Here is a 13,730-nt window from a genome sequence, read left to right as displayed (position 1 = left end):
GGTACGCGCGTACGTGGAATGACGGAATTTCACCGTCCGAACGAGGGTGTTCCACCCGTTCTCGACAACGTTCGACCGAGGTTCGACCGAGGTTCGACGGCGATCACGCGGTGCCGCCCTCAGGGTCCGCCGTCCTCCCCAGGTATGACACGGCACTCTCCCGTCCGACCCGAGTCGCCCTCCGGAACCGGAACAGCGGCTGACTCCCTGCGCCCCCGGCGCCGGGACGATGGAACGGTCCCATGGAACCCACGTCGTCCTGACAGGAGCACCGTCCCGTGACCACCACACCCACCGCCGGCCGGACCACCGCCGTGGCCGCACGCGCCACGGAGCTGTCGAAGATCTACGGGCAGGGTGAGACCCGGGTGGTCGCCCTGGACCAGGTCTCCGTCGACTTCCGGCAGGCCGAGTTCACCGCGATCATGGGCCCCTCCGGTTCCGGCAAGTCCACGCTGATGCACTGCGTGGCCGGCCTCGACACCTTCTCCTCCGGATCCGTGCGGATCGGCGACACCGAACTGGGCTCCCTGAAGGACAAGCAGCTCACCAGGCTCCGCCGGGACAAGATCGGCTTCATCTTCCAGGCGTTCAACCTGCTGCCGACGCTGACCGCCCTGGAGAACATCACCCTGCCGATGGACATCGCCGGGCGGAAGCCGGACAAGGCCTGGCTGGACCAGGTGATCGCGATGGTCGGCCTGTCCGGGCGGCTCAGCCACCGGCCCGCGCAGCTCTCCGGCGGCCAGCAGCAGCGCGTGGCCGTCGCCCGCGCCCTGGCCTCCAAGCCCGAGATCATCTTCGGCGACGAGCCGACCGGAAACCTCGACTCCCGCTCCGGCGCCGAAGTCCTCGGCTTCCTGCGCAACTCCGTGCGCGAACTGGGCCAGACCGTCGTCATGGTGACGCACGACCCGGTGGCGGCGGCGTACGCAGACCGCGTGGTCTTCCTGGCCGACGGCCGGATCGTCGACGAGATGTACGGCCCCACCGCCGACTCCGTCCTCGACCTGATGCGCCATCTTCCTGGGGGGAACCCCCAGACCCCCGAGTTCGACGCGAAGGGCCGTACCTCCTGATGTTCCGCACCGCCCTGCGCAACGTCCTCGCGCACAAGGCCCGGCTGCTGATGACCGTGCTCGCCGTGATGCTCGGCGTGGCCTTCGTCGCCGGGACGCTCGTCTTCACCAACACCATCTCCGACGCCTACCAGAAGAGCTCCGCCAAGGGCTTCGACCAGGTCGACGTCGCCGTACATCCCAAGTACCAGGAATCCCGGGGCGACAAGGTCGGCAAGCTGTCCGCCCTCACGCAGGCCACGCTGGACAAGGCCGCGAAGGTCCCCGGCGCCGCCTCCGCGACCGGTGTCGTCAGCGGCTTCACCGCCGTCGCCGGCCAGGACGGCAAACTCGTCGGCGGCGACTGGCAGTCCAACGGCGGCAACTACTGGGGCGCCAAGGACGCCCGGTACCCGCTGGTCAGCGGCCACGCCCCGCGCGGCGCGGGCGAGGTGCTGCTCGACTCCAAGACCGCCAAGCGGGCCGGCTACCAGGTCGGTGACACCGTGCGCCTGTCCGTGAACGGCCCGGTCCTCACCCCGACCCTCGCCGGTATCTTCACCACCGACGACGGCAACGTCTCCGCCGGCGGCAGCCTCGCCCTGTTCGACACGCCGACCGCGCAGAAGCTGTTCGGCAAGCAGGGCACCTACGACGAGATCGACGTCAAGGCCGCGGCCGGCACCAGCCAGAGCGCGCTGAAGGCCGAGCTGGACAAGGCCCTGCCGTCCCACCTGGTGGAGACCACCACCGGCAAGCAGCTCGCCGACGACCAGGCGAAGCAGATCGCCGACTCGATGAGCGGACTGAAGCAGGCGCTGCTGGTGTTCGCGGGTATCGCGCTGTTCGTCGGCACGTTCATCATCGCCAACACCTTCACCATGCTGGTCGCCCAGCGCACCCGGGAACTGGCCCTGCTGCGCGCGGTCGGCGCCTCCCGCCGCCAGGTGACCCGCTCGGTGCTGATCGAGGCGTTCGCGGTCGGCGCGGTCGCCGGTGTGGCGGGGCTCGCCGCTGGTGTCGGCATCGGCGCGGGCCTGCGCTCGCTGCTGGGCTCCTTCGGCGCGAGCGTGCCCGACGGGCCGCTGGTGATCAGCCCCGGCACCGTGGTCGCCGCCCTCGCGGTCGGCGTCCTCGTCACCATGCTGGCCGCCTGGCTGCCCGGCCGCCGGGCCGCGAAGATCCCGCCGGTGGCGGCGATGAGCAGCGTGCACGCCAAGGCGACCACCAAGTCGCTGGTGCTGCGGAACACCATCGGCGCGCTGTTCGCGGCGGCCGGTGTCGCGGTGGTCCTCGCGGCCACGTCGATGAACGCCGACTCCGCCCAGGGCCCGATGGGCATCGGCGCGGTCCTGCTGATCATCGGGGTGTTCATCCTGACCCCGCTGCTGTCCCGCCCGCTGATCGCGGCCGCCGCGCCGGTGCTGCGTGCCTTCGGCGTCTCGGGCAAGCTGGCCCGCCAGAACTCGGTGCGCAACCCGCGCCGTACGGCGGCCACCGCCTCCGCGCTGATGATCGGCCTGACCCTGATCACCGGCATGACGGTGACGGCGGGCAGCCTGCAGACCGCCATCGACAAGATGGCCTCCTCGGCGATCCGCGCGGACTACGTCGTCTCGATGGCCAACCGCTCCCCGCTCTCCCCGGACGTGGCGACCAGGCTGGCCGCCGCCGACGGCGTCACCGCCAGCAGCCCGCTGCGCAACGCCGAGTCCCGCATCGACGGCAAGACGGAGTTCCTGACCGGGGTCGACGGTGCGTCCATCGGGAAGCTGACGGACCTGAAGGTGGACAACGGCACCTTCACGGTGAGCGGCACGCAGGTCGTCGTCGACAAGGACCGGGCCAAGGAGTACGGCTGGACGCCCGGTTCGCACTTCACCGCGCACTTCGAGGACGGCAGGGCGACGACACTCACGGTCGCCGGCGTCTACGAGGGCAACGACATGATCAACGGGATCATGCTCGACGACAAGGTCCTCACCCCGCACCTGAAGGACCCGGCCGATATGCAGGTCATGGTCAAGACGGCGAACGGCGCCTCCGACGCGGCCAAGGCCGAGCTGACGAAGGTCCTCGGCACCAACCCGGCGATCAAGATCCAGGACAAGCAGGACATCTCCAACAGCATCGCGCAGATCTTCACCACGATGCTGAACATGCTCTACGGCCTGCTCGGCATGGCGGTGATCGTCGCGGTCCTCGGCGTCATCAACACCCTGGCCATGTCCGTCTTCGAGCGCGCCCAGGAGATCGGCATGCTCCGCGCGATCGGCCTGGACCGCAAGGCGGTCAAGCGGATGGTCCGCCTGGAGTCCCTGGTGATCTCCCTGTTCGGCGGAGTGCTCGGCATCGGCCTCGGCGTGTTCTTCGGCTGGGCGGCCGGTCAGCTGCTGGGCACCAAGATGCCGACGTACGAACTGGTCCTGCCCTGGGGCCGGATGGCGGTCTTCCTGCTGCTGGCGGGCACGGTCGGCGTCCTCGCCGCGCTGTGGCCGGCCCGGCGCGCGGCCAGGCTGAACATGCTGGCGGCGATCAAGGCCGAGTAGCCGTACGACGGCAAGGGCCCCGTACGACGGCAAGGGCCCCCGTTCCGGTCGCGGAACGGGGGCCCTTGCCCTGTCAGCCGGGTCAGCCGTGCCAGGTGCGCGGGCGCAGCGGCAGCCGGGACGCGCCCGACTCGGGGGTGCGGACCGCCAGGACCTGGTTGACGCCGATCCGGTTGCGTTCGAAGGCGAGGGCCGAGGCGGCCATGTACAGCCGCCAGACGCGGGCCCGGCCGGGGCCGGTGAGGCGGACCGCGCGGCCCCACTCCCCCTCCAGGTTGGCGACCCACCGGCGCAGGGTGCGGGCGTAGTGCTCGCGGAGGGACTCCACGTCCCGCACCTCGAACCCGGCGCGCTCCAGCTGGGTCACGGTGGTGCCGATGGGGGCGAGTTCGCCGTCCGGGAAGACGTAGGCGTCGATGAACTCGTCCACGGTGTACGCCGACTCGTCGTGCTGCGGGCGGCGGGCGATCTGGTGGTTGAGCAGCCGCCCGCCGGGCCCCAGCAGGCCGTGCAGCCGGCGGGCGTACTCCAGATAGCGTTCGGCGCCGACGTGCTCCGCCATGCCGATGGAGGAGATGGCGTCGAAGGGCCCGTCCGCCACGTCCCGGTAGTCCTGGACCCTGATCTCCACCCGGTCGGTCAGCCCCTCGTCGGCGACGCGCTTACGGGCGTACGCCGCCTGCTCCTGCGACAGGGTGATCCCCACGACGCTCACGCCGTGCTCGCGGGCCGCGTGGATGGCCATCGAGCCCCAGCCGCAGCCGACGTCCAGCAGCCGCTGACCGGGCGTCAGGCCCAGTTTGGCGCAGACGAGTTCGAGCTTGTCCCGCTGGGCGCCCTCCAGGGTTCCGGCGTCCTCCCAGTAGGCGCAGGAGTAGACCATGGACGGGCCGAGGACAAGCTCGTAGAAGTCGTTGCCGACGTCGTAGTGGTGGCTGATCGCCCGCCGGTCGGTGCGCCGGGTGTGCAGATGCCGGCGCGGCCTGCGGACCTCCTCACGCGGCGGGGCGGGCGGCAGCGGCGGCCCGGCGAGCCTCAGCAGCTCGGCGACGGCGGCCCGTACGGCGGGGTCGCGCAGGGCCTGGAGGGGACCGGGGGCGTCCTCGGCGCGCTCCCAGACGAGGCCCGCCAGTGCCTCGAGCACGGCGTACAGGTCGCCCTCGACGTCCAGGTCCCCGGAGACCCAGGCGCGGACGATGCCCAGCTCGCCCGGTTTGAACAGGATGCGGCGCAGGGCGCGGCGGTTGTGAAGGACCAGCGCGGGTGCGTCGGGCGGCCCGGCCTGCGATCCGTCCCAGGCCCGTACCCGCACCGGGAGCGGGGCCCCCAGCACCTGCTCGGCAAGACTCCTCAGCCGCGACGCGGCGTCGGCCATGGCGCACACCTCCAAGACGAGATCCCGGATGCCGGTAACCACGTAAACACCGTCGGTCGCTCCGCGCAGTCCCGCAAAGGAGTTACAACTGGGCAAAGCAGCTGTTCCGGCCACGTGGCGACCACCGGCTACGGGGCCATGGGCTTCTCGGTCTTCGACGAGCCCGGTTCCGATCCGGCCGAACCGTGGGACACACGCCGAAGGGGCCGCCCGCACCACGGATGGCAGGCGGCCCCTTCGGGCGTGTTCGGCTGACCGGGGTCAGGAGGCCTTGGCCTTCTCCTCGGTCTTGGCGGCGGCGACCGGCGCCGGCTTCGCGGCCTCGTAGAACTCCTCGCGCGGGTTCTCCATGGCGCCCAGGGAGACGACCTCGCGCTTGAGGAACATGCCGAGCGTCCAGTCGGCGAAGACGCGGATCTTGCGGTTCCAGGTCGGCATCGCCATGCCGTGGTAGCCACGGTGCATGTACCAGGCGAGGCGGCCCTTGAGCTTGATCTTCATCTTGCCCATGACGATCATCGCCACGCCCTTGTGCAGGCCGAGACCGGCGACCGCACCCTTGTTGGCGTGCTCGTACTCCTTCTGCGGGAAGCCCCGCATGCCGGAGACCACGTTGTCGCCGAGGACGCGGGCCTGGCGCAGCGCGTGCTGGGCGTTCGGCGGGCACCAGGCGTTCTCGTTGCCCGCCTTGCGGCCGACGAGGTCCGGGACCTGTGCGTTGTCACCGGCGGCCCAGATGTAGTCCGTGCCCTTGACCTGGAGCGTCGGCTCGCAGTCGACGTGGCCGCGCGGGCCGAGCGGCAGACCGAAACGGGCCAGGGCCGGGTTCGGCTTGACGCCGGCGGTCCACACGATCGTGTTGGAGTCGACCTCGAGCCCGTTCTTCAGCACCACGTGGCCGTCGACGCAGGAGTCCATGGAGGTGGAGAGGTAGATCTCCACACCGCGGCCCTCGAGGTGCTCCTTGCCGTACTGGCCGAGCTTCGGGCCGACCTCCGGCAGGATCTTGTCGGCGGCGTCGACCAGGATGAAGCGCATGTCCTCACGGGACACGTTCTTGTAGTACTTGGCCGCGTCCCGGGCCATGTCCTCGACCTCGCCGATGGTCTCCGCGCCCGCGAAGCCACCGCCGATGAAGACGAAGGTGAGCGCCTTGCGGCGGATCTCCTCGTCGGTCGTGGAGTCGGCCTTGTCCAGCTGCTCCAGCACGTGGTTGCGCAGGCCGATGGACTCCTCGATGCCCTTCATGCCGATGCCCTGCTCGGCGAGGCCGGGGATCGGGAAGGTGCGGGAGACCGCGCCCATCGCGATGACGAGGTAGTCGAAGGGCAGCTCGTATGCCTCGCCCACCAGCGGGGCGATCGTGGCGACCTTGCGGTCCTGGTCGATGGTGGTGACCCGACCGGTGAGGACCTCCGCCTTCGGCAGCACGCGCCGCAGCGGGACGACGACGTGGCGAGGGGAGATGTTGCCGGCGGCGGCTTCGGGGAGGAAGGGCTGGTAGGTCATGTACGACCGGGGGTCGACGACCGTGACGGTCGCCTCTCCGTAGCGCATCTTCTTGAGAATGCGCCGAGCTGCGTACAGGCCTACGTACCCACCGCCTACTACGAGGATCCTGGGACGCTCCGTGGTGCTCATGCCATCGAGTATCCACCCGCTCCTGGGGGGGTGCTCGTGCGCCCCTTCACAAGGTTCGACATGCCCTGTGCTACACTCCGCGGCCCGCGTGACGCAGATCATGACGGGCGAGGGGAACCGCAGTGCCCCCGCACCCGTTGTCAATGCCGCGTGAGCTGCCTCTCTCGGTGGCGGGCCGGGATGTGAGCCGCTCGAAACACCCCCGTCGGCACCCGACCCGAAGGTGGCGCACGAGCCCCATCTGAACATGTTCAAAGGGCTCTTCGGCCCCCGAAAGGGCCAACCGGGGGCCTTCTGTACGCCGACCGGCCCGAAATCCTTGTGAAGAACTTCACGAAGTTTTCCGACGCCGTGTCACCGAGGGGCCCGGAAGGAGCCCGACAGGCAGCCCGGAAGCCGCTCAAACGTTATCCGACCTGCTCAGCAGTTGACTACCCATCGGTAACAAAAGGCTTGGGGCAACGGGGTTCACCCACTCGGGCCGTTGGGCGGCGCGTCGTTCACCCGCTCAGCCATATACCGCGCGATATTCGGGCACATGTGCACATAGCTTGACGCCATGACCACTACACAGAAGGCCTCCAAGAAGGCCATCTCGCGAATAGCCGCGGTCAGCGCGGTCCTGGGCGTCCTTCTCGGCACGGGGACGGCGACGGCCGCATACGCCGTGGCCGCGACGCCCGCCACTCACCTCACTGCCAGGACGGCCGCCCCTGCCGGCGGCGGACATGACCAGGGCGGGGGCCGTGACGAAGGCCGCGGCCACCACGAGGGCCGCGGCCATGAGGAGGGCGGCGGCCATGACGAGGACGAGGAGTGCAACGGTCTCATCGTTCTCCTCTGCGTCTGACGGCCGGCCGGCCCAGGGCTGAGGCGACGGCCCCGGTTCCCGCATCCGAGGAACCGGGGCCGCTCCACGTCATCGCGGGCCGGCGGCCTCCTGGCCCGATGCCGCCGCCCCGGCCGCGCCGAAGGCGATGCCGTCGAGGATGTCGTGCTCGCTCACCACGACCTCCTCGGCGCCGGTCCGTTCCATGATCGCGAGCAGCACGAGGGAGCCCGCGCCGATCACGTCGACCCGGCCCGGGTGCATGGACGGGATCGCGGCGCGCTCGGCGTGCGTGGAGCGCAGCAGCCACTCGGTGATCTCGCGGACCCGGTCGCGGGAGACGCGGGAGTGGTGGATGCGCGCGGAGTCGTACGCGTCCAGCTCCTGCGCGATGGCCGAGACGGTGGTGACGGACCCGGCCAGGCCCACCAGGGTGTGCGCCTCGCGCAGCGGCACCGTCTCCTCGGCGAGGTCCAGTGCCGCCTCGATGTCGGCCCGCATGGCGGCGATCTGCTCCTCGGTGGGCGGGTCGGAGACCTTGCCGCCGTGCACCAGATGACGTTCCGTCATCCGTACGCAGCCCATGTCCACGGACCGCGCCGCCCGCACGTGGTCGTCGCCGACGACGAACTCGGTGGAGCCGCCGCCGATGTCCACCACCAGGTAGGGCCTGGTCAGGTCGTCCCGGCCGGTCAGCTCCCTGGTGGCGCCGGTGAAGGAGAACTCGGCCTCCTGCTCGCCGCTGATCACCTCCGGCTCGACGCCGAGGATGTCCAGCACCCCGCGCACGAAGTCGTCCCGGTTCTCGGCGTCGCGGGAGGCGGAGGTGGCGACGAACCGCACCCTGGCGGCGCCGAGTTCACGGATCACCCCGGCGTACTCCCGGCACGCGGCGAAGGTCCGCTCCAGCGCCTCGGGCGCCAGCCGGCCGGTGCGGTCCACGTCCTGACCGAGCCGCACGATCGTCATGCGCCGGTCCAGCTCCAGCAGCTCACCGGTGGCGGGGCTGACGTCGGCGACGAGCAGCCGGATGGAGTTCGTGCCGCAGTCGACGGCGGCGACCCGGGAGAAGCCCTCCGGGACCATGGGCTTCTCGGCGAAGAAGCCGCTGCGGACCTCGGCGGGGTCGAAGACCGCGCCCTCCTCACCGGGGTGCTCGTCCGCCGGGTCGGGCGCCTCGAGCGGCTGCACACACGGCCCCTTGCGCCACCACTCCGGCAGCATCGCGAGCGCCTCGTCGCCGAGCGGGTTCACCCCGGGGCCGGCGGCCAGCGAGTGCGCGACCAGGACGTGCAGGCACTTCACACGGTCCGGCATGCCACCCGCGCTGGGGAAGCCCTTCAGGACCTCGATGGCGTCCCGGCGCGCGATGTAGTCATCGTGCGCGGCACGGTAGGCCGCGGCCAGCTCGGGGTCGCTCTGCAGGCGTTCGGTCATCTCCTTCATGACGCCGTTCGCCTCCAGCGTCCCGATCGCCGAGGCGGCGCGCGGGCACGTCAGGTAGTACGTCGTCGGGAAGGGCGTGCCGTCGGGCAGCCGGGGTGCCGTCTCCACGACGTCCGGCTGACCGCACGGGCAGCGGTGCGCGATGGCCCGCAGGCCCCGCGGCGGGCGGCCCAGCTGCTGCTTGAAGGCCTCGACGTCCGCGTCGGTGGGCTCGGTGCGCGGGGTGGGCGGCAGATCAAAAAGCGACAGCGCGGAGCGCTGCCCTTGAGGGGTGGTGGCCGGGCGACGGGCGGGCGTTTCCATGACTGCTTTCGGATCGGCTTTCTGTCGGTCACTGGGTCGATGGCTGCATCGACTACTGGTCGGAGGCGTCGGCCTTGTCGACGCCGTCCCAGACATTGGCGTACCAGGGCCGCCGGGCGGCCTTCAGGTCGGCGCGGGACTGCCTGGCCGTGCCGCCGGGGTCGACCACCACGTACCCGGTCTCGCCGGGCATCACATAGTGCAGCCGGCGCCGGATCTGCTGCTCGGCGTAGGAGTCGTCCTGCCAGCGCGCCTTGAGGTCGCGCAGCTGCTCCACCCGCTCGCGGGCCTGCTCCCGCTGCCGCTGCAGGTCGGAGATCTGCGCGCGCTGGGTGACGTACTGCCGCATCGGGTAGGCGAGCGCGACGATCATCGAGCACAGCACCAGGGCGAGCAGCGCCGCACGGCCGGTGAGCCGGGAGCGGCGGGCCTGCCGCCTGCTCTGGGAGCGGTAGACCCGGGCCGCCGTCTGCTCGCCGAGCAGCCGCAGCCTGGTCGCGGTGGAGAAACGGTCCCGGTCCTTCACGGCCATCTGGCTTCTCCCGCCTCCCCTTGCCGGTGTGGATTCCACACGTGCGTACGTCCCCGGACACGGTACGGGACCGAGTCCGGGGACGTACGTACGACTGGCTAGGCCTTACCCCAGGTTGGGTCAGCCCTTGAAGCGCGGGAACGCGCTGCGGCCCGCGTACACCGCGGCGTCGTCGAGGATCTCCTCGATGCGCAGCAGCTGGTTGTACTTGGCGACACGCTCGGAGCGGGCCGGGGCGCCGGTCTTGATCTGGCCGCAGTTGGTGGCGACGGCCAGGTCGGCGATGGTGACGTCCTCGGTCTCGCCGGAGCGGTGGGACATCATGCACTTGAAGCCGTTGCGCTGGGCCAGCTCGACGGCGTCCAGGGTCTCGGTCAGCGAGCCGATCTGGTTGACCTTGACCAGCAGGGCGTTGGCGGTGCCCTCCTCGATGCCGCGGGCGAGGCGCTCGGGGTTGGTGACGAACAGGTCGTCGCCGACCAGCTGGACCTTGTCGCCAAGACGGTCGGTGATGACCTTCCAGCCGGCCCAGTCGTCCTCGAACAGCGGGTCCTCGATGGAGACGAGCGGGTAGGCCGCCACGAGCTCCTCGTAGTACTCCGTCATCTCGGCGGCGGAGCGCTCCTTGCCCTCGAAGAGGTACTTGCCGTCCTTGTAGAACTCGGAGGCGGCCACGTCGAGCGCGAGGGCGATCTGCTCACCGGGGACGTACCCGGCCTGCTTGATCGCTTCGAGGATCAGGTCCAGGGCGTCACGGTTGGAGCCCAGGTTCGGGGCGAAGCCGCCCTCGTCGCCGAGGCCGGTCGCCAGGCCCTTGGACTTCAGGACCTTCTTCAGGGTGTGGTAGACCTCGGCGCCCCAGCGCAGGGCCTCGGAGAAGGACTCCGCGCCGATCGGGGCGATCATGAACTCCTGGATGTCCACGTTGGAGTCCGCGTGCGAGCCGCCGTTGAGGATGTTCATCATCGGCACCGGCAGCAGGTGCGCGTTCGGGCCGCCCAGGTAGCGGAAGAGGGGGAGGTCGGACGCCTCGGAGGCGGCGTGGGCGACGGCGAGGGAGACGCCGAGGATGGCGTTGGCGCCGAGGGAGCCCTTGTTGTCGGTGGCGTCCAGGTCGAACATGGCCTGGTCGATCAGGCGCTGCTCGGTCGCGTCGTAGCCGACCAGCTCCGGGCCGATCTGCTCGATGACGGCGAGGACGGCCTTCTCGACGCCCTTGCCCAGGTAGCGGTTGGGGTCACCGTCGCGCAGCTCGATGGCCTCGAAGGCGCCGGTGGAGGCGCCGGACGGGACGGCGGCACGACCCGTGCTGCCGTCGTCGAGGCCGACCTCGACCTCGACCGTGGGGTTGCCTCGGGAGTCCAGGATTTCCCGGGCTACGACGACGTCGATGGACGGCACGAGCATCTCCTTCTTGGATGTGACGCTGGAAGTGCGGGGCTGTGTGCCTTACGGCTGTGCCTTGCGCCTAGAGCCTAACCGTCCCGGGGGCGCCGGCCACCGACCGACCGTCCCGTGGACGGGGAGGACACGCAGACGGTACCCATTGTTCACTAGCGGAACAAAGGGTGGGTGTACGGGGCACGAAGAAAAGGGGCCGGAGGCACTCGGGAAAGGAGGCCGAGGCGTCCAGGAGTGGGGGCGGAAAAAGACCCCGCCCCGGCGCGTACGGGGGAACACGCGCCGGGGCGGGGAGCCCGTGGGGACGGGGTGGCCCTCACGAGGCCTTCAGTGTGCGGGCCGGGGATGTGAGGGCGCTGTGGGTCCGTTCGGAGCCAGGTGTCACTTCAGGTGCAGCTGCTGGCCCGGGTAGATGAGGTTCGCGTCCTCGACGATGTCCTTGTTCAGCTGGAACAGCTTCTGCCAGCCGCCGGCCACGTGGTGCTTCTCGGCGATGGCGCTGAGGGTGTCGCCCGTGACGACCTTGTACTCGCCGTCGCCCTTCTTGACCTTCTTGCCGGTCGGGGTGGTGACGGTCTTGCTCGCCTTCGGGGCCGTGCGCGTGGTGGAGCGGGTGGCGGCCTGCTGGTCGGTGGAGCGGGTGCTCGTGCTCGGCGCGGACTTCGTCGAGGCGGCCGGGGCGGAGCCGTTGTACGCGGCGGAGGACAGGCCCGTGCCGCACACCGGCCAGGCGCCCTTGCCCTGGCCCGCGAGGACCTTCTCGGCGACGGCTATCTGCTGCGACTTGGTGGCGAGGTCGGCACGCGCGGCGTAGGCGGTGCCGCCGTACGCGGCCCAGGTGGAGTTGGTGAACTGCAGACCGCCGTAGAAGCCGTTGCCGGTGTTGATGGACCAGTTGCCGCCCGACTCGCACTGGGCGACCGCGTCCCACTCGGAGGCGGTGGCGGCGGAGGCGTTGCCGGCCGCCATCAGCGGGGCGGCGACGGCGGCGCCGGTGACACCGGCGAGCGTGATGGCGCGGACGGCCTTGGACGGACGACGGTGCTTGCCCTTGCCGGAAAACAGCATGGATCGATCCCCTCACCGACGCCTGCGAGGTGAGCTGTCGGGTTCGGGCCGGTTGAGTTGCCCGGCCGCACACTCGCTCTCGCGAGGCGCGGCTTCACCCCTAGCCGGTCCAGCGTCAACCGCTGGGCCCGGCGCTTACCTTGGGTCCCCCGCTCCTGCCTACGGCGCTTGACGCGACGACTGTTCCCGGGCAACCCGCTGGCAGGATTCGGCGTTGCGAGTCCCGGGGCTCGTGGTGACGAGCGGTCCTGACCGTAGACATGCGATCGGCGGAATTTCAAAGACGATCAGGGCTTCTGAGACTCATCCCACACTTTCGCCAAACCGGACATCAGCCGCGAAGTGGGGCGTCAACTCCCGCTAGTCGTCGCCGTTTTCGGCATGGATTTTCAGGGTCTGACCGGCGGTGATGTGGTCGGGGTCGGCGCCGATGACCTTCTTGTTGGCCTCATAGAGCGCATGCCACCCGCCGCCGACGCCAAGGGAGTCGGCGATGGAGGCGAGGGAGTCGCCCTCGTGGACGGTGTAGGTGGCCGGTCCGCGGTCGGCATGACGGCCGGAAGAGGCGGAGTTCTGACCGTTTGTCGCGCTTTCGTCCGCGCTGCCGCCGCGGTGACGTCCGCCACTGCTGAGCGCTCCGGTGTCGATCAGGCTCCAAGAACCGGCACTCTGCTGGTAATTGTCCGAGTTGTCGGTACCGGGTTCCGCCGTGGGAGAGCTGTCGCTTCCCTGGGGGCTTCCGCTGTCGCCTGAGCCGGACTTGTCGGTCTTGTCGGGCTTGGGGGTGCTGGTTCCGGTGGAGCCGTCGGCCGTACCCGGAGTCCCGGAGGTGTCCTTGCTCGGGCTCGGGGCCGGCGTGGCGCTCGAGTCACTTGCGTCCGAGGGGGAGCCGGAGGAGTCCGAACCGGAGGCGGGCTGGGAACCGGAACCCGAACCCGAACCGGAGTTGGGCGCGGACGAATCCGGCAGACCGGACGAGTCGGAACCGCCGGCCGAGCCGGACGTGCCGCTCGACCCGTCGCCGTTGCCGGAGCCGCCGACGCCGGTGTCGACGTCGACCGAGGCGGAGCCGGAGGTCAGTCCGGCGGTCAGCGCGCACATGGCCCACGGCTTGGTGCCCTGGTCCGCGAGGATCTTCTCGGCGACGGCTATCTGCTGGGAGCGGCTGGCCTGGTCGGCGCTCTCGGCGTACTGCGTGCCGCCGTACTTGTCCCAGTCGGCCAGCGAGATCTGCAGACCGCCGTAGTAGCCGTTCCCGGTGTCCGCACTCCAGGAACCGCCGCTCTCGCACTCGGCGACCTTGTCCCATGTGGTGCCGTCGGCCGCATTGGCACTGGCGGCGCCGAGCAGCGGGATGGCGATGGCGGAGCCGGTCACGCCGGCCGCGACGAGGAGGGCAGGAGCCTGACGGGGGCGACGGTGACGACCGTTCCCGGAGAGCATGCGGAAGCCTTTCGTGCGACAGCAGGGCCGGCGAGGCGAACTGGTACTCCTCGCCACGCTGATGGGTGAACGTATCGGCAGACGA

The 13,730-nt window shown here is 70.4% G+C and carries 10 protein-coding genes, 1 pseudogene and 1 riboswitch; of the genes and pseudogenes, 3 read left to right on the top strand and 8 right to left on the bottom strand.

All coding sequences use genetic code 11. From position 1 onward, the window contains the following. Positions 1 to 278: 278 nt before the first annotated feature. On the top strand, positions 279 to 1,079 hold the full coding sequence (locus ACWC2T_RS32710; RefSeq protein WP_450673955.1) for an ABC transporter ATP-binding protein: 801 nt from the start codon (positions 279 to 281) through the stop codon (positions 1,077 to 1,079). Continuing rightward, complete coding sequence (locus ACWC2T_RS32705; protein WP_450673954.1) at positions 1,079 to 3,607, top strand: ABC transporter permease; 2,529 nt, start codon at positions 1,079 to 1,081, stop codon at positions 3,605 to 3,607. Before ACWC2T_RS32710 ends, ACWC2T_RS32705 begins: the two co-directional genes overlap by 1 nt. Before the next feature lie 82 nt (positions 3,608 to 3,689). Here the strand turns inward: ACWC2T_RS32705 and ACWC2T_RS32700 are convergent, their stop codons facing one another. Both ACWC2T_RS32700 and ACWC2T_RS32695 read right to left on the bottom strand, forming a co-directional pair. Beyond that, positions 3,690 to 4,982, bottom strand: coding sequence for a class I SAM-dependent methyltransferase (locus ACWC2T_RS32700; RefSeq protein WP_450673953.1), 1,293 nt, complete (start codon positions 4,980 to 4,982; stop codon positions 3,690 to 3,692). 261 nt (positions 4,983 to 5,243) lie between these two features. Further along, positions 5,244 to 6,623 (bottom strand): NAD(P)/FAD-dependent oxidoreductase, encoded by a 1,380-nt coding sequence (locus ACWC2T_RS32695; RefSeq protein ID WP_351602933.1) that lies wholly within the window; start codon positions 6,621 to 6,623, stop codon positions 5,244 to 5,246. A gap of 559 nt (positions 6,624 to 7,182) precedes the next feature. On the opposite strand from ACWC2T_RS32695, the gene ACWC2T_RS32690 reads away from it, so the two are divergent. Beyond that, entirely contained in the window at positions 7,183 to 7,473 is a 291-nt protein-coding gene (locus tag ACWC2T_RS32690; protein ID WP_450673952.1) for a hypothetical protein, read from the top strand. Between the two features lie 69 nt (positions 7,474 to 7,542). Here ACWC2T_RS32690 and ACWC2T_RS32685 read toward each other — a convergent pair whose 3' ends face one another. From ACWC2T_RS32685 to ACWC2T_RS32660, 6 genes and pseudogenes are all read right to left on the bottom strand, one after another. Next, a complete protein-coding gene (locus ACWC2T_RS32685; RefSeq protein WP_450673994.1) occupies positions 7,543 to 8,538 on the bottom strand; it encodes a Ppx/GppA phosphatase family protein in 996 nt (331 codons plus the stop codon). A 201-nt stretch (positions 8,539 to 8,739) separates the two neighbouring features. Next, positions 8,740 to 9,201: pseudogene (locus tag ACWC2T_RS32680) on the bottom strand (DUF501 domain-containing protein); the annotation flags it as partial. A 52-nt stretch (positions 9,202 to 9,253) separates the two neighbouring features. Next, entirely contained in the window at positions 9,254 to 9,733 is a 480-nt protein-coding gene (locus ACWC2T_RS32675; protein WP_450673951.1) for an FtsB family cell division protein, read from the bottom strand. 120 nt (positions 9,734 to 9,853) lie between these two features. Next, positions 9,854 to 11,140, bottom strand: a complete 1,287-nt coding sequence (gene eno / locus ACWC2T_RS32670) for a phosphopyruvate hydratase (RefSeq protein ID WP_450673950.1) — start codon at positions 11,138 to 11,140, stop codon at positions 9,854 to 9,856. 375 nt (positions 11,141 to 11,515) lie between these two features. Continuing rightward, the gene (locus ACWC2T_RS32665) at positions 11,516 to 12,202 is read right to left on the bottom strand and encodes a transglycosylase family protein (RefSeq protein ID WP_450673949.1); all 687 of its coding nucleotides are present in this window, start codon (positions 12,200 to 12,202) and stop codon (positions 11,516 to 11,518) included. 4 nt (positions 12,203 to 12,206) lie between these two features. After that, a riboswitch (cyclic di-AMP (ydaO/yuaA leader) is annotated at positions 12,207 to 12,379 on the bottom strand. A 183-nt stretch (positions 12,380 to 12,562) separates the two neighbouring features. Further along, positions 12,563 to 13,645 (bottom strand): transglycosylase family protein, encoded by a 1,083-nt coding sequence (locus ACWC2T_RS32660; protein WP_450673948.1) that lies wholly within the window; start codon positions 13,643 to 13,645, stop codon positions 12,563 to 12,565. Positions 13,646 to 13,730 lie beyond the last annotated feature (85 nt).

The organism is Streptomyces sp. NPDC001393, assembly GCF_053597455.1.
The sequence above is the reverse complement of the archived record's forward strand: the minus strand, read 5'-3'. Positions and strand labels throughout refer to the sequence as shown.